We start from the raw sequence: 14,723 nt of genomic DNA, 5'->3' as shown, positions 1-14,723 counted from the left end.
GTCCATCAAGATCACGATCTACAGCTGGAGTATTAGACCGAGCGCGCTTCGCTTACGATTTCGCGGACCACGCCAGCGAGCAGGCATGGGTCAGGTTCGTGACCCCATACCGCATGGACTCGTTGGCCCTGTCCGTGTACGGCCAGCTGAGGCGTCCCGAGCTCACGGCCACAGCTGATACCGCGGTCGACCGCCTCGGAGACGGTCTACCGGACGGGGGCGTCGTGGTCCTCGGTGATCTCGCTTCGGCCCTACTGCGTGGGGGTGACGTCGATCAAGGGGTGTACGTGTCACGTCAGTTCGTCGCAGCTGCAGAGGCCAAGCCCAACACGATGGGCAAGGAGCGCGCATCGACTATCGCCTCGTCGCTCCCTGACAGTGGGCAGGAACTCGGCCGCCATCTACGGAAGTTCGCATCCTGAGACCCCACACGCAGTAGGCGGGTAAGCCCAGGACGCGAGCGCCGTCGTACGGGCGGCCCGGCGCTCCGCAGAACCTATGCCGTCTCCTCGATAACCCAGGACAGGTACGCCTCCGACCCGCCGGTCACGGGCAGCGTGATCCACTGGGGAACGTCGTAGGGGTGCTTCTCGTGCAGCCACGCCTCCAGTGCCGGGAGACGGTCCGTCGTAGTCATGTACGAGATCCGCCACTCCTGCGCCGTCTCGACCTTCCCCTTCCACCAGTAGAAGGCTGTGATCGGCGCATCAATGTGAACGCCCGCTGCCAGCTTGCTCTCGACCGCGCCACGGGCCAACGCCTTCGCCTGATCCTCGTTGTCGCTGGTCGTCTGCGCGATCACAATCTCGTTGGCCATGCAATTGCCTCTCCAGTTCAGTTACCGCGACTCTACCGAGCCGTCAAGGGCACACGTCACGCTGCTGAAACAGCATCATCCCGGCCCGTGCCGGACCATCCGCTAAACAGAGCGGCGTGATCATGCGGGTCACCGAGCCATCGAGGCGGCGACGCCCCTGTCCGAGGACGGTCACGGGTAGTTGCGGCATCGAAAGCGGAACCCCGCAATTAGTACTCCAGCTGTAGATCGTGATCTTGATGGACTTCGGCAGGATCTCCCGGGACATCGTGTGGGGGTGTGGCGGCCTGAGCGGGCACCATGCACAGGTGAGCATCATCATCAAGTTCTTCATCGCCCCTGACGACACCTCAGCTGCGGGCATTGTTGATCGCGGGCCGGTCGGCGTCTTCGACTCGCTGGCCTGCGGCAACTTCGATGCTTCCGAGGCGGTGGTCGAGTGGGAGAGCCTGCTTACTGGGCAGAGCTTCGAGGCGCTCGTCGCGTCCGATGAGCCGCGCATGGTTGCTGACCCAGAGGATGGGGACGGCCCCCTGCTGTTTGTCGCCTCGGGTGCGCTTCAAGGAGCGCTGGCCGGCGCTTCGGCCTCTCGCCTTGCCGAGGTCGGCGAGCTGTGGATCCAGGAACGGGCCGCCGAGGGCGAGGCGTTCGACTTGGAGATGGTGCGGGAACTCCTGGGTGATCTGGCAGACCTGGCCCGTGCCGCCGAGGGGCGGGGTCACGGCCTGTACTGCTGGATGGCCTAGCATCCCGGCCGCCGCGGTACGGTCCCGCGATCTGGACCGGGAGCGAGACGGTTGCGGCCACCGGTGATCATCGTGGTTTGTGAAGACAACGAACGATCAAGCGGTGGCCGCAGGTCACAGCGTAGACCCGGTCCACTGGCAGGACGTATTCGAGGGCCTGATGAGCCGGATCGCGGGTCGTTTCGCGCGGGTGGAGCCCCGCCGCCGAGTCCGGCGGTTGGTGCTCGGACTCCTGTCGGACCTGCCTCGCAAGAACTGCTGGACGATCGCCGAGTGGGCCGGGGAGTCCACCCCAGACGCGATGCAGCACCTGCTCAGCCGGGCCAAGTGGGACGCCGACGCGGTCCGTGATGACGTGCGGGGCTACGTGGTGGAGCACCTGCGCGACGAGCGGGCGGTGCTGGTGGTCGACGAGACCGGCGACGTGAAGAAGGGCACCGCCACGGTCGGTGTCCAGCGCCAGTACACCGGCACTGCCGGCAGAATCGAGAACGCCCAAGTTGCCGTCTACCTGGTCTACGCCGGTCAGCGCGGGCATGCCGCGGTGGACCGGGAGTTGTACGTCCCGCGCTCCTGGACCGCCGACCCCGACCGCTGCCGGGCCGCCGGGCTTGGCGAGGAGACCGCTTTCGCCACCAAGCCGGAACTGGCTGCGCGGATGGTCGCCCGGTTCCTGGACGCCGGCCACCGGGCCGCGTGGGTTGCGGGCGACGAGGTCTACGGCGGTAACCCGAAACTTCGCACGGTGCTGGAGGAACGCGGCACCGGCTACGTCCTCGCGGTGGCCTGCTCGTACGAAGCCGCAACTGGAGCCGGCAAGTTCCGTGCCGACACCCTGGCCAAGAAGGTCCCCAAGCGGGCCTGGCAGAAGCTGTCGGCGGGGACCGGTGCGAAGGGCCACCGCTTCTACGACTGGGCCGTCATCGACCTCGCCGACCCCCGACCCGGGAGCCGCCAGATGCTGATCCGCCGCAACCGCAGCACCGGCGAACTCGCCTACTACCGCTGCTACTCGCCCGCCGCAGTGCCGCTGGCCGAGTTGGTGCGAGTAGCTGGATCAAGGTGGCGGGTGGAGGAGTTCTTCCAGTCCGGCAAGGGCCTGGCCGCACTGGACGAGCACCAGGTCCGCCGCTACACGTCCTGGTCCCGTTGGGTCACCCTCGCCATGCTCGCCCACGCCTTCCTCGCCGTCGTCCGAGCCGATGACCATGCCCGCCAACCGGCACCGAACGGCCTCATACCCCTCACCTGCAACGAGATCCAGCGCCTGTTCATCACTCTCGTCGTCCGGCCCGTCCACGATGCCGCACATCGGCTCGGCTGGTCCGACTGGCGACGCCGCCACCAAGCCCGATCCCAGGCCAGCCACTACCGGCGGCAAGCCGCTCAAGCGTGAAGATCACCATCTACAGCTGGAGTATTAACGGGCGAGAGAAGTCTGAGTCCTTCATCGCGTTCGCGCTTGCTGACAGCCGGCGTGCGAAGCTGATGACAGCCGCGCGCGAGGGTGAGCCGTTTGACGAGCACACAGGTCTGCCAGCATCCGAGTTGCGGTCCATCAAGCAGCGCACTACGTGGTACGACCTGGTGCACGAATACATCGAGCAAAGATGGGAGCGCACGCCAGGGAACACCCGCCGCACCCTGGCTGATGCCTTCGCTACGGTCACGCCCGCCCTGGTACGCCCCGGCGCAGCGTATTCCGATCCGCGGGTACTGCGGCGTGCCCTGTACTCGTGGGCATTCAACAAGAAAGCTTGGGAGTGCGAGCCCACCGAGGAGTGGCTCCATGCGCTGGACTGGATGAAGCGCAACTCGCTGCCGGTCAGCGCCCTCGCGGAAGCCGACGTTCTGAGGCGGGCCCTCGATGCGATGTGCCGCAAGCTGGACGGCAAGGCGGCTGCGGCTAAAACAGCCCGACGCAAGAGGGCTGCGTTCAACGAAGCTCTCAACACTGCGGTGGAGAAGGGGTACTTCGCAGAGAACCCCCTCAAAGGGCTCCGGTGGCAAGCGCCAGCAGTCAATGAGGAGGTGGATCCGGCCGCCGTTCCCAATCCGGCCCAGGTGCTTCGGCTGCTCGAGGCCGTTGCTTGCCAGCGGGGGCGGGGTCCTCATCTTGAAGCATTCTTCGGTTGCATGTACTCGCGGCTATGCGGCCAGCAGAGGTCATCCACCTTCGGATCGAGCAATGCCACTTGCCAAAGACGGGATGGGGCATGCTGAACCTCTCGGGCGGGGTCGTCACGTCTGGCAAGGGGTGGACCGACGACGGTGAGGTGCACGAGGTGCACTCGCTCAAGCGTCGCGCGGCAAGCGCGACGCGGCCTGTTCCCATCCTGCCGCAGTTCGTACGCATGCTGCGTGCCCATGTGAATCGGTTCGACGTGGCACCTGACGGTCGACTTTTCCGGAACCAGGCTGGTAACTACGTGGACGCTGCCGCCTACGGCATCACATGGGCGCGGGCCCGGGAATACGCCCTGACCCGTACTGAGCGCACTTCTCGCCTGGCCAAGCGGCCTTACGATCTCCGTCACGCCGGGATCTCGTTCTGGCTCTACTCCGGAGTGGACCCGGCCGAGTGCGCCCGCCGCGCCGGCCAGAGCATCGAGGTTCTCTTTCGCCACTACGCCAAGTTCCTTGACGGCCTTCGAGAGCAGGCGAACCGTCTCATCGAGCAGTCCATGAACGAGTGGCAGCGCGTCAGTCAGGGTGACGTACCCGAGGGCTGAACCGGGGGTTTGGTCCGTGACTGGTCCGGAAGCACTGGTCAGGAGGGGTGCAGTCGTGGGAGGAACTGGGAGTTAGCACGCAAGCCGGGCCCGGTCGAGAACGGGTTGCACGAAGGGCGCCTGACGGGTGAAAACCCAGGTCAGGCGCCTTTTCGCATGTGTCTAGAAGAAGCCCAGCCTCTTCGGCGAGTACGACACCAGAAGATTCTTCGTCTGCTGGTAGTGCTCCAGCATCATCTTGTGCGTCTCTCGGCCGATGCCCGACTGCTTGTAGCCGCCGAAGGCGGCATGCGCCGGATAGGCGTGATAGCAGTTGGTCCACACCCGGCCCGCCTGGATGGCCCGGCCCGCCCGGTACGCGGTGTTCATGTCCCGGGTCCACACCCCGGCCCCCAGGCCGTACAGGGTGTCGTTCGCCGTGCGGATCGCGTCGTCGAAGTCGGTGAAGGACGTCACCGCGACGACCGGGCCGAAGATCTCCTCCTGGAAGATCCGCATGCGGTTGTCGCCCTCGAAGACGGTGGGCTGGACGTAGTAGCCGCCGGCCAGTTCGCCTTCGTGTTCGATCCGCTGACCGCCCGTCAGTATCTTGGCGCCCTCCTGCTGGCCGATGTCAAGGTACGAAAGGATTTTCTGGAGCTGGTCGTTGGAGGCCTGCGCGCCGATCATTGTGTCCGTGTCCAGCGGGTGCCCGGGCACGATCGCCTCGGTGCGGGCGATCGCCGCGTCAAGGAACTCGCTGTAATGGCCGCGCTGGATCAGTGCCCGTGAAGGACAGGTGCAGACCTCGCCCTGGTTGAGCGCGAACATCGTGAAGCCCTCGAGGGCCTTGTCGCGCAACTCGTCGTCCGCCGACCAGATGTCGTCGAAGAAGATGTTCGGCGACTTGCCGCCCAGCTCGAGCGTGACCGGCTTGATGTTCTCCGAGGCGTACTGCATGATCAGCCGGCCTGTCGTGGTCTCACCGGTGAAGGCGATCTTCGCGACGCGCGGGCTGGACGCGAGCGGCTTGCCCGCCTCCACGCCGAAGCCGTTGACGATGTTGATCACGCCCGGCGGCAGCAGATCGGCGACCAGGCTCATCCAGTAGTGGATGGAGGCCGGGGTCTGCTCGGCGGGTTTCAGTACCACCGCGTTGCCCGCGGCGAGCGCGGGCGCCAGCTTCCACACCGCCATCAGGATCGGGAAGTTCCACGGAATGATCTGAGCCACCACACCGAGCGGCTCGTGGAAGTGGTATGCGACCGTGTTGTCGTCGAGCTCGCTCAGCGACCCTTCCTGGGCCCGCAGCGCACCCGCGAAGTACCGGAAGTGGTCGATGGCGAGCGGTATGTCCGCGGCCAGGGTCTCCCGGACCGGCTTGCCGTTCTCCCAGCTCTCGGCGACCGCGAGCTCCTCCAGATGGGTCTCCATCCGGTCCGCGATCCTCAACAGGATGTTCGCGCGCTCGTTCGCGGCGGTACGCCCCCAGGCGGGCGCGGCCGCGTGCGCCGCGTCCAGCGCCTTTTCGACGTCCTCGGCGGTGCCGCGCGCGATCTCGGTGAAGGTACGGCCGTTGACAGGGCTCGGGTTCTCGAAGTACTGGCCGCGCGCGGGCGGGACGTACTCGCCGCCGATCCAGTGGTCGTACCGGTACCGGTACGACATGATCGAGCCTTCGGCGCCGGGTGCGGCGTAACGCGTCATCGCTCTGGCCTCCTCTCGCCACCCGCCGTTGGGCGGCGCTCGGCGCGAGGCTAGGCACCCGGAGGTTGCGAACCCGTTGCACAGGACTGCTCGGCGTCCAACGCGCGGACCCGGGCCAGCACGGGCGCCCTTCGCGGTCCCGGAAGCGCGGCGGCCAGCGCCCGCCAGACCGGGAGGTCCTCCTCGCCCCAGGGGCTGTGCGCCCAGTCGGACAGCAGTCCCGGGTCCGCCCGGTCGATGAGTGCGGCACGCAGCTGGTCCTCGAGCCGTCGGCGCAGCCGCACCACCGCGGGTGCCTGCGACGCCGGTAGCAGCGGTCCCGCATATGCGCCCATCGCCGCGGTGACGCCGCCCGACGCCAGCCGCCGCAGCACCGCGCCGAAGTCCGCGTCGATGGGCAGGGCCAGCCGGTACGGGCGTGAACGCAGCAGATCCGGGCCGAGCAGCCGGCGCAGCCGGGAGAGTTCGGCCCGCAGGGTCACCGGGGAGACCGACTCGTCCTCGTAGAGTTCGATCAGCAGTTCGTCCCCGCCCAGGCCCTCCGGCCGGTGGGCCAGCAGTACCAGGATCTCGCTGTGCCGGCGCCCCAGCCGCAGCGTCCGCCCGTTTGCGATCAGCAGTGCCTCGTCCCGCCCCAGCGCGCACAGCCGCACCGAGTCCGTGGCCGGCGGCGGCGCCAGCAGCGCCAGCTGGGACTCCGCCGCGCGGGCCACGGCCTGCACGAAGGCGAGGCTGTGCGGATGGGCGAGCCGGTCGCCGCCCGTGATGTCCACGGCGCCCAGCAGCCGCCCGGTGGCCGGGTCGTGCACCGGGGCGGCCGCGCAGGTCCACTGCTGGACCGGACGGCGGAAGTGCTCGGCGGCGAAGACCTGCACCGGACGGTCGACCTTAAGAGCTGTGCCCGGCGCGTTCGTACCCACCGCGGACTCCGCCCAGCGGGCGCCCTCCACGAAGTTCATGTCCTGCGCCCGCCGCCGGGCGGCGGGGTGTCCCTCCACCCACAGCAGCCGCCCCTGCGCGTCGCAGACGGCGACGAGGTGTTCGCCGTCCACGGCATACGCGCCCATCAGCTCACGGATCACCGGCATGGCCCGGGACAGCGGATGCCCTTCGCGGTACGGGGCCAGTTCGTCCTCGCACAGCTCCACCCGCGCCGCCCCGTCCGGGGAGACACGAGCCCGGGCCGAACGCTGCCAGGAGTCGGCGACCGGCGGGCGTACCGGCACCGGCCGCTCCAGCCGACCCGCCGTGGTGAACGCCTCGTGGGCGCGGCGCAGTGCACCACGCCGCTCGGCGGGGTCGGCGCCGGGTTCCAGCGCCACCCATGAGTCGTACCGTGAACCGCCCAACTCGGCCTCCCCGGATGCGACGACGGGACCGCCCATCGTCGTGCGGGCGGCGGCCGACGGCAAGCGGCGCGGGGCCGGCGGCCTGGCCGGAGTGAACCGGAGTCAGGCGGCCCTGACGAGTTTCATGTATCGCCTCCAGTCCCAGTTGGGCCCGGGGTCCTCGTGCGTGGCAAGGGGGACCTCGACGTGGCCGAGAATGTGCTTCCGGTCCACCGGAATCCCGTATTTCGCACAGATGGAGGCGGTGAGCTCGGCCGATGCCTCGTACATCGCATCGGTGTACATGGGCTGGTCCATCCAGCCCTCGTGCTCGATGCCGATGCTGCGGGTGTTGAAGTCCCAGTTGCCCGAATGCCAGGCGACGTCCTGCTCGCGTACGCACTGGACGATGTGGCCGTCGTAGGAGCGCATCACATAGTGCGCGGACAACGCTTCGCGCGGGTCCTGGAAGGTGTCGATCATGATGTTGAAGGTGTCGGTGGTGAGATGGATGACCACGTACTCGACGGGATATTCGGCAGGGCGACGGGCCCGCGTGTAATTGGGCGGTGCGGCCGGAACCCACGCCGCGGACGGAAAGTCGACGGGGTCCCTTCTGCGGGCCGGGCCGCGAGCGGGGGCGGGGCCGGGTGCGGGCGTGGGCTTGTCGCCCCTCCGTGCCAGCAGGGGCACCGCCGCACCGGCGGCCCCGCTTGCCGAGGCGATGGCGCCCCGCAATAGCCATCTGCGATTCGGCAGGCTGCGTTCCATGACCACTCCTGTGGGGGTTTGAGCAGGGAGCGGCCCACGCTACGGGGCGTGTGGAGGGGGCGGAATCCGGCCGACGGCGTGTCAGTGAACATGATCCGAAAGTATGATTTTCGGGTTGCTGGGTGCCGTCGGCCGTCAAGCCCTCCGGGGACGGACACGCCCGGACCTCAGCCGTCGGCCGCCCCGGCGAGCGCCGACGCCGGATCCGAGGCGGCGGGTCCGGCAGGGATCCAGCGGCCGCGGTGTCTGCGGTACGGCCACCAGCGTCCGTCACGGCCGTAACGCAGCTGGACGTTCGCATCGAGCACCGTCCACCGGTTGCGGCTCGCCCGCAGCGGCGGCCGTTCGCCGTCCTCCCAGGCACGCTCGAGCGCCGCGTGGGCCCGCGCCAGTCCCTCCGGCCCCGGGGTCCAGTCCTCCTCGAGGACGGACAGCGACGCGGCGCCGCCCACCTGCCAGGCCCGTACTGCGAGGTCCAGCTCCGCCCGTCCGCGTCCGGTGTGCTCCGCGATCCGGGCGGCGATCCGGGCCTCCGGGTCCCCGGCGGCCATCCGGACAGCGTCCTGGCCGGCCGTCAGCCGGCCCTCCACCGGTCGGCCTCCATGGCCGGGAGCCAGTGCTTCCGCCAGCATGCGGTACGCCCGGACCGCCGCGTCGGCCGCCAGGAACTCCAGCGCGGCCGCGTCGACGCCCGGTGCCGGGCCGGTCTCGGTGTCCAGGGCCGGCGGGCGGCCCGGCCGCTCCGGGAGCGGCGGGGGAGCGGGCAGCGGGGGCAGGATGTCCCGCGCCGCGAACGCCTCGTCGGCCGGTACACCCTCGGGCTCTGCCCCGGCCTCGGGAGCGACCGGGGCCGCCGCCCGGACGGCGCTGCGCTCCTGGAGCTCGTCGAGCAGCCGGCGCTTGCTCCGCCCACGCAGCAGCAGCAGCACGAACGGGTCCCGGTCGAGCAGTCGCGCCACCTGGTAGCTCAGCGCCGCCGTATGCGGGCAGTGGTCCCATACGCCGCAGCCGCATCCGGGTTCCAGGTCGCCGATGCCCGGCAGCAGTTCGACCCCGGTGGCTGATGCGTCCTCCACCAGGTGGGGCGACATCTCGCGGTCCAGCAGAGCCGCGATATGTCCCGACCGGCCGGCTGCCGTGTCCAGAAAGCGATCCCATTCCGCGTCGCCCAACTGCCGCAGCAGCACATCGGCGCGATGGCCGTGCACGACCGCCGTGATCCGCCCGGGTCGTACGGAGATCGCGCCGACGGCGCCCTCGCGGGCGTACTTCCGTCCCTTTTTCAGCTGCCCGCCGTCCAGCGCCGTGTCCTCCAGCGCCTGCAGCCAGGCCCGGCCCCACCAGGTCTGCGCGAAGCCGCGCCCGTGGACCGGCGGCAGCGCCTCGAACGTCCACTCGTCCTCATACCCCCGAGTCATCGTGCGCCCCCTCGCAGTTCCACCAGGTCCGCCAGCTCGGCGTCGGACAGTTCGGTCAGCGCGGCCTCGCCCGAGCCGAGGACGGCGTCCGCCAACTCCCGCTTCCGCGCGAGCATGTCGGCGATCCGGTCCTCGATCGTGCCCTCACAGATCAGCCGGTGCACCTGCACGGGCCGGGTCTGGCCGATGCGGTACGCGCGGTCGGTGGCCTGCGCCTCCACGGCCGGGTTCCACCAGCGGTCGTAGTGCACGACATGACCGGCCCGGGTGAGGTTCAGACCCGTGCCCGCGGCCTTCAACGACAGCAGGAAAACCGGGACTTCACCGTTCTGGAAGCGGCGCACCTGCTCCTCCCGTTCGGCCACGGGGGTCCCGCCGTGCAACAGCTGCACAGGCACTCCACGGCGCGTCAGGTGATGCTCCATCAGCCGGGCCATTTGCGCGTACTGCGTGAAGACCAGCACACCCGCGCCCTCGGCGACGATCGTGTCGAGCAGTTCGTCCAGCAGCTCCAGCTTCCCCGAGCGGTTCTCGACCCTGGGGCTGTCCTCCTTGAGGTACTGCGCCGGATGGTTGCAGATCTGCTTGAGCGAGGTCAGCAGCTTCATCACCAGGCCGCGGCGGGCGAAGCCGTCCGCGCCGGAGATCTCCGCGAGCGTCTCGCGCACCACCGCCTCGTACAGGCCTGCCTGCTCCTTGGTGAGCGGTACGGCCCGGTCGGTCTCGGTCTTCGACGGCAGCTCGGGCGCGATCCCCGGGTCGGACTTGCGGCGGCGCAACAGGAAGGGACGTACGAGCCGGGCGAGCCGCTCGGCGGCGGCGGGGTCGCCGCCGCTCTCGACGGCCCGGGCGTAGCGGGTACGGAACGTACCGAGTCGCCCCAGCAGCCCCGGCGTCGTCCAGTCGAGGACCGCCCACAGCTCGGAGAGATTGTTCTCCACGGGCGTGCCGGTGAGCGCGACCCGCGCCTTTGCGCCGATGGTGCGCAGCTGCTTCGCGGTCGAGGAGTGCGGATTCTTGACATGTTGGGCCTCGTCGGCGACCACCAGACCCCACTCCACCCCGGCGAGCCGACCGGCGTCCAGCCGCATCGTGCCGTACGTGGTGAGTACGAACTCCCCGTCCGCCAGTTCCTCCAGACTGCGCGCGGCGCCGTGGAAGCGGCGCACCGGGGTGCCCGGCGCGAACCTGCCGATCTCCCGCTGCCAGTTGCCCATCAGCGACGTCGGGCAGACCACGAGCGTGGGACCGGCCGTCGGCCGCTCCGTCTGCCGGTGCAGATGGAGGGCGATCAGCGTGATCGTCTTGCCCAGACCCATGTCGTCGGCGAGGCAGCCGCCGAGGCCGAGCGAGGTCATCCGGGCGAGCCAGTTGAGCCCGCGCAGCTGGTAGTCGCGCAGCCGGGCGGCGAGCGCTTCCGGCTGCCCGATCGTCTGCGTACCCTCCGGGTCGGCGAGCAGGTCGCGCAGCCCGGCCAGCCAGCCCGTGGCCTCGACGTCCACCCGTTGCCCGTCGACCTCGGCCCGCCCGGTCAGTACGGCACCGAGCGCGTCGACCGGGGTGAGCTTGCGGTCCTGGCGCGCCCGGGCGCGCCGCGCGTCCTCCGGGTCGACCAGCACCCACTGGTCGCGCAGCCGCACCACGGGACGGCTCGCCTCGGCGAGCCGGTCCAGTTCCTCGCGGGTGAGCCGCTGGTCGCCCAGTGCGAACGACCAGTTGAACGCGAGCAGGGCGTCCGCGGAGAGGAAGGACGGCGCCGCGGTGCCGCTGTCCTCCTCCTGCGGTCCGACGACGGCACGTGCGGTCAGCCCCCGCGCCGGCTCCCTGGGCCAGTGCACCTGTACACCGGTGGCGGCGAGGGCCCGCGCCGCCTCGCCCAGCAGCTCGGTCACCTCCTCGTCGGCGAGCTCGACGGCATCCGGCACCGCCGCCGAGAGCAGGGGCGCGAGCGGGGCCCAGGCGCGGGCGGCCCGGCGCAGCGCGACCAGCGCGTCCATCCGGGCCCGCGGCCCGAAGGAGGCGCCGGCCGGACCGGAGCCGGCCCACACCTCGGCGGAGTCCGCGACCAGCAGCGGGTCGCTGACACTGTGGATCTGGAGGACGGCACGGAAGACCGGGCTCTCGCCCTCGGCGTCCGCCGCGGCGAGCCCGGGCAGTTCGACCCGCAGGGAGAGACGTACGCCCGCGTCGTGCCCGGCGGCGATCTCGGCGGCCCAGGCCCGCTGCTCGGGAACGCGCTGCGGCGCCGGTGCCGCGAAGGCCGGGCCGCCGGCGGCGAGTGGTGCGGCGGGAGTGCGCGGCAGTCCGTCCGCTACCGCGTCGAGGAAGGTCCTCAGCAGCCGCTCCGGTTCGGGCAGCCGCACCGGCTCGGTGCCGTCGAGGGGCACGGCGTGGGCACGCGGCGGCATCGACGCGGCGAGGGTGCGTACCCGCTCCAGGTCGTCGGCGGCCAGTGGCCCGGCCCGCCAGGCGTCGTGGTCGTCGGCGGTGAGACCCGGCAGCAGCCGCCCGCGGGCAGCGAGTTGCAGGGCGAGCAGCGCGGCGGCGCCCCAGAACGCGACGGCCTCGGTGGCCTGTGCCGAGGTGCGGGCCCGGGTGAGGACCGGCAGCGCGTCCCCCACGGGCAGCACCAGCGCCCGTGCGTCACAGGGACGCGCGTCGTCGGCGACGAGCGTCACCTCCTCGACGGCAGCCGCGAGCACGGCGGGCGGCTCGCTGCCGTCGGGGTGCCAGAAGGCGACGCGGCCTGCGCGTGCCGGGATCGCGGGCAGGAAGACCGCGGAGCAGCGGGCGAGTTCGGTGATCTCGGAGGGCGTTGCCGTGGGGGAACTGTGCGCAGCGATGATGTGATTCCTCAAATTTGACTACTCGGCCTGGGGTCGTTGAGGGTACACCAGACCGGGCAGGGGCGGACGCCATCACGTTGTGACGCGGGTCACCGCCGCTGGAACCGTGCGCAGGCGGCGTACGTTCGTAAGAGAGGAAGCGGCACGGGCCGCGAAGGAGGCGACGAAGATGTCGAAGAGCGCGAAGATCGCCGCCGCGGGTGTGGTGGCCGGCCTCGTCCTGATCCCCCTGATCGGATTCTGGCCCTCGCTGCTGGTGATCGTCGGTGTGCCGGTCGCGGCATACCTGATGCTGGACCCCTTCCAGCGCCGCAGGCTGCGCCGGATCCCACGCAAGGAGATCGGCCGCTGATCACTTCTCCGACGTGCCGTTATAGGGTCGTACGGCTCGATAGCAGGTACGGAAGAGGGGAGTTCCGCACGATGAGCGGGACGGTCACAGCGGTCAGCAGCAACGCCGAATACTCGTTCACCAAACCCAACCGCGACAGCATCACCCTGCTCGCCGGGCTCGGCGTCGAGGGGGACGTGCACGCGGGCGTGACCGTCAAGCACCGCTCCCGCGTCGCCAAGGACCCCACCGTGCCGAACCTGCGCCAGGTCCACTTCATCCACCAGGAGCTCTTCGACGAGGTGCGGGAAGCGGGCTTCGAGGTGGCGCCCGGCGAGCTCGGCGAGAACATCACCACCCGCGGCCTCGACCTGCTCGGGCTACCCACCGGAACCCTGCTCCGCATCGGCGCCGAGGCGGTCGTCGAGCTCACCGGACTGCGCAACCCCTGCCTCCAGATCGACAACTTCCAGAACGGGCTGCTCAAGCAGTGCGTGGGCCGCGACGAGGACGGCAACATCGTGCGCAAGGCCGGCGTCATGAGCGTCGTCAGGACCGGCGGAGTCATACGACCGGGCGACCCGATCAAGGTGGAACTCCCGGAGGGCGAGCACAGGCCCCTTCAGGCGGTCTGACCGGAGGCCCTCAGCCTGCCGGGGCGGTGAGCCGCTGTGCAGGTGTCGCGTGAGGCCGGGGCGTGGACGAGGCCGTGAACCGGCCCACGGCGGCCGGCCGCAAGTCAGCCGTAGTACTCGCGCATCAGCTCCACCGACCACCGCGGCTGCACGACCTCACCGCGTGGCCCGAACTCCGCCATGTAAGGAGATCAAGGGCTACCCGGACGGCTACGAGGTCGCCGGACTCGGCATCTTCCCGGTCCCGGGCGTACGCGGCTGCCCGGTGCTGCACGGGCAGCGGTCGGCTGCCGCTGCCGGGTGACCCCAGGGTCGCGCGCAGCCAGGTGAGTTCGGCCAGGCTGGTCGCGCGGGCGATGGTGAGGATGCCGCGCCGGAAGGGGTCGTCGAGCTCCTCGGCGCGCAGCGGACGTTCGCCGTCGCTCTCGCTGTAGCCGTAGAAGAAACTGGCGGGCTGCTCCAGGAAGTCGAGCCGCCGCCGCAGCACACCTGCCTGCGCCGCCTGGTCCGGCAGATGCCGCAGGAAGGCGAGCAGGGTGAACCAGCGGTTCTCGTCGGTGATTTCCTGCTGCACGGGTTCCGCGAGCCGCCGCAGTAGCTCCGCCTGCCCTCGTCGGTGAGGGTGAGGACGTGCCGGGGCGCCGCGACGGCGCCCGGCTGGGTCTCGCGAGCGAGCAGACCAGCTTTCTCCAGGCGCTTGATGGCCGGGTAGAGCGTACGTGACGTTCGACAACGCGGAGGCGTTCATCCGCGCGGCCGTTGCTCAGTCCTGACGGGCCGCCAGAGCGAGAAAGCGCGCGTCCTCGTCCACGTATGAGGTCATCCGCCAACCCGAAGCGGCCAGCAGCGGACGGAGATTGCCCTCGGCGCGCAGATCGCCCGGAGTGATCTGCCGTCCCTGCCGGGCCGCGAGGGCCGCCCGGCCGACGGGATGGAACAGCGCGAGCAGTCCGCCGGGCCGTACGACCCGGGCCAGTTCACGCAGATTCGCCTCGGGCTCGGGCAGGTGGGCGATGAGTCCGGCGCCGAACACGGCGTCCAGAGAGCGGTAGCGCAGCGGCAGCCGGGCCACGTCGCCGAGCAGCAGCCGGCCGTGGCCGCCCCGCCCCGCCCGTACCGCCGCGTCGAGCATCGCGGGGGTGAGGTCCACGCCCAGCACCGTGCCCTCCGGGCCCACGGCGGCACGCAGCGGCCGCAGGGCGCGGCCGGTGCCGCAGCCGGCGTCGAGCACGGTGTTTCCGGGCTTCAGTCCCAGCGTGGCGACGGCGGCGGCATAGGCCGGTCCGTCGTCGGGGAAGCGAGCGTCCCAGTCCGCGGCGCGGGCGCTGAAGAATTCCTGAACGTGCGTGTGGTCCTCGGCCATGCGGACATGATCCCTCACACCGGGGAAGGTGCTCCTGCGCGCATGTTCGG

Annotated in this window: 14 protein-coding genes and 3 pseudogenes; 8 read left to right on the top strand and 9 right to left on the bottom strand. The window is 70.3% G+C overall.

Annotation, left to right across the window (positions count from 1 at the left end; translation table 11 throughout):
- Positions 1-32: 32 nt before the first annotated feature.
- Positions 33-422, top strand: a pseudogene (locus ABD858_RS00620) (transcriptional regulator); the annotation flags it as partial.
- Positions 423-496: 74 nt separating this feature from the next.
- Here ABD858_RS00620 and cutA read toward each other — a convergent pair.
- Both cutA and ABD858_RS00610 read right to left on the bottom strand, forming a co-directional pair.
- Positions 497-817, bottom strand: coding sequence for a divalent-cation tolerance protein CutA (gene cutA, locus ABD858_RS00615; protein ID WP_073948164.1), 321 nt, complete (start codon positions 815-817; stop codon positions 497-499).
- Between the two features lie 43 nt (positions 818-860).
- A complete protein-coding gene (locus tag ABD858_RS00610; RefSeq protein ID WP_345033719.1) occupies positions 861-1,085 on the bottom strand; it encodes a hypothetical protein in 225 nt (74 codons plus the stop codon).
- A 40-nt stretch (positions 1,086-1,125) separates the two neighbouring features.
- Between ABD858_RS00610 and ABD858_RS00605 the strand changes: the two genes are divergently transcribed.
- From ABD858_RS00605 to ABD858_RS00590, 4 genes are all read left to right on the top strand, one after another.
- The gene (locus ABD858_RS00605; protein ID WP_345033718.1) at positions 1,126-1,563 is read left to right on the top strand and encodes a hypothetical protein; all 438 of its coding nucleotides are present in this window, start codon (positions 1,126-1,128) and stop codon (positions 1,561-1,563) included.
- A gap of 160 nt (positions 1,564-1,723) precedes the next feature.
- The gene (locus ABD858_RS00600) at positions 1,724-2,959 is read left to right on the top strand and encodes an IS701 family transposase (protein WP_345044180.1); all 1,236 of its coding nucleotides are present in this window, start codon (positions 1,724-1,726) and stop codon (positions 2,957-2,959) included.
- A complete protein-coding gene (locus ABD858_RS00595) occupies positions 2,956-3,786 on the top strand; it encodes a hypothetical protein (protein ID WP_345033717.1) in 831 nt (276 codons plus the stop codon). The genes ABD858_RS00600 and ABD858_RS00595 overlap by 4 nt, the downstream gene beginning before the upstream one ends.
- Positions 3,780-4,295, top strand: a complete 516-nt coding sequence (locus tag ABD858_RS00590) for a hypothetical protein (RefSeq protein ID WP_345033715.1) — start codon at positions 3,780-3,782, stop codon at positions 4,293-4,295. Before ABD858_RS00595 ends, ABD858_RS00590 begins: the two co-directional genes overlap by 7 nt.
- A 162-nt stretch (positions 4,296-4,457) precedes the next feature.
- Here ABD858_RS00590 and exaC read toward each other — a convergent pair whose 3' ends face one another.
- The 5 genes from exaC to ABD858_RS00565 all read right to left on the bottom strand — a co-directional run bounded on the left by exaC (position 4,458) and on the right by ABD858_RS00565 (position 12,356).
- Positions 4,458-5,981: an acetaldehyde dehydrogenase ExaC gene (gene exaC, locus ABD858_RS00585; RefSeq protein WP_345033714.1), complete on the bottom strand. Its 1,524-nt coding sequence runs from the start codon at positions 5,979-5,981 to the stop codon at positions 4,458-4,460.
- A 50-nt stretch (positions 5,982-6,031) separates the two neighbouring features.
- Positions 6,032-7,303 (bottom strand): GAF domain-containing protein, encoded by a 1,272-nt coding sequence (locus ABD858_RS00580; protein WP_345033712.1) that lies wholly within the window; start codon positions 7,301-7,303, stop codon positions 6,032-6,034.
- Positions 7,304-7,432: 129 nt separating this feature from the next.
- Positions 7,433-8,080, bottom strand: coding sequence for an N-acetylmuramoyl-L-alanine amidase (locus ABD858_RS00575; protein WP_345033711.1), 648 nt, complete (start codon positions 8,078-8,080; stop codon positions 7,433-7,435).
- 167 nt (positions 8,081-8,247) lie between these two features.
- Entirely contained in the window at positions 8,248-9,498 is a 1,251-nt protein-coding gene (locus ABD858_RS00570; RefSeq protein ID WP_345033709.1) for an SWIM zinc finger family protein, read from the bottom strand.
- Positions 9,495-12,356 carry a DEAD/DEAH box helicase gene (locus tag ABD858_RS00565; RefSeq protein WP_345033708.1) on the bottom strand — a complete coding sequence of 954 codons (2,862 nt, stop codon included), beginning with the start codon at positions 12,354-12,356 and terminating at the stop codon, positions 9,495-9,497. Before ABD858_RS00565 ends, ABD858_RS00570 begins: the two co-directional genes overlap by 4 nt.
- 157 nt (positions 12,357-12,513) lie before the next feature.
- Between ABD858_RS00565 and ABD858_RS00560 the strand changes: the two genes are divergently transcribed.
- The 3 genes and pseudogenes from ABD858_RS00560 to ABD858_RS00550 all read left to right on the top strand — a co-directional run.
- Positions 12,514-12,696, top strand: a complete 183-nt coding sequence (locus ABD858_RS00560; protein ID WP_345033707.1) for a hypothetical protein — start codon at positions 12,514-12,516, stop codon at positions 12,694-12,696.
- 71 nt (positions 12,697-12,767) lie between these two features.
- The gene (locus ABD858_RS00555; RefSeq protein ID WP_345033705.1) at positions 12,768-13,310 is read left to right on the top strand and encodes an MOSC domain-containing protein; all 543 of its coding nucleotides are present in this window, start codon (positions 12,768-12,770) and stop codon (positions 13,308-13,310) included.
- Positions 13,311-13,464: 154 nt separating this feature from the next.
- Positions 13,465-13,614 (top strand): annotated as a pseudogene (locus ABD858_RS00550) (oxygenase MpaB family protein); the annotation flags it as partial.
- Here ABD858_RS00550 and ABD858_RS00545 read toward each other — a convergent pair.
- Together ABD858_RS00545 and ABD858_RS00540 are read right to left on the bottom strand one after the other, a co-directional pair.
- Positions 13,600-14,027: pseudogene (locus ABD858_RS00545) on the bottom strand (PadR family transcriptional regulator); the annotation flags it as partial. The pseudogenes ABD858_RS00550 and ABD858_RS00545 sit on opposite strands and share 15 nt — an antisense overlap.
- Positions 14,028-14,073: 46 nt before the next feature.
- Entirely contained in the window at positions 14,074-14,673 is a 600-nt protein-coding gene (locus ABD858_RS00540) for a class I SAM-dependent methyltransferase (protein ID WP_345033704.1), read from the bottom strand.
- Positions 14,674-14,723: the final 50 nt, after the last annotated feature.

It is taken from the genome of Streptomyces sannanensis (genome assembly GCF_039536205.1).
Taxonomy (GTDB): Bacteria; Actinomycetota; Actinomycetes; order Streptomycetales; family Streptomycetaceae; genus Streptomyces; species Streptomyces sannanensis.
This window is presented reverse-complemented; position numbering and strand designations above follow the sequence as displayed.

Excerpts from the sequence above, each read along its gene's own strand:
- cutA (WP_073948164.1), bottom strand. The coding sequence starts at position 817 with ATGGCCAACGAGATTGTGATCGCGCAGACGACCAGCGACAACGAGGAT.
- ABD858_RS00610 (WP_345033719.1), bottom strand. The coding sequence starts at position 1,085 with ATGTCCCGGGAGATCCTGCCGAAGTCCATCAAGATCACGATCTACAGC.
- ABD858_RS00600 (WP_345044180.1), top strand. The coding sequence starts at position 1,724 with ATGAGCCGGATCGCGGGTCGTTTCGCGCGGGTGGAGCCCCGCCGCCGA.
- ABD858_RS00590 (WP_345033715.1), top strand. The coding sequence starts at position 3,780 with ATGCTGAACCTCTCGGGCGGGGTCGTCACGTCTGGCAAGGGGTGGACC.
- exaC (WP_345033714.1), bottom strand. The coding sequence starts at position 5,981 with ATGACGCGTTACGCCGCACCCGGCGCCGAAGGCTCGATCATGTCGTAC.
- ABD858_RS00575 (WP_345033711.1), bottom strand. The coding sequence starts at position 8,080 with ATGGAACGCAGCCTGCCGAATCGCAGATGGCTATTGCGGGGCGCCATC.
- ABD858_RS00570 (WP_345033709.1), bottom strand. The coding sequence starts at position 9,498 with ATGACTCGGGGGTATGAGGACGAGTGGACGTTCGAGGCGCTGCCGCCG.
- ABD858_RS00560 (WP_345033707.1), top strand. The coding sequence starts at position 12,514 with ATGTCGAAGAGCGCGAAGATCGCCGCCGCGGGTGTGGTGGCCGGCCTC.
- ABD858_RS00555 (WP_345033705.1), top strand. The coding sequence starts at position 12,768 with ATGAGCGGGACGGTCACAGCGGTCAGCAGCAACGCCGAATACTCGTTC.
- ABD858_RS00540 (WP_345033704.1), bottom strand. The coding sequence starts at position 14,673 with ATGGCCGAGGACCACACGCACGTTCAGGAATTCTTCAGCGCCCGCGCC.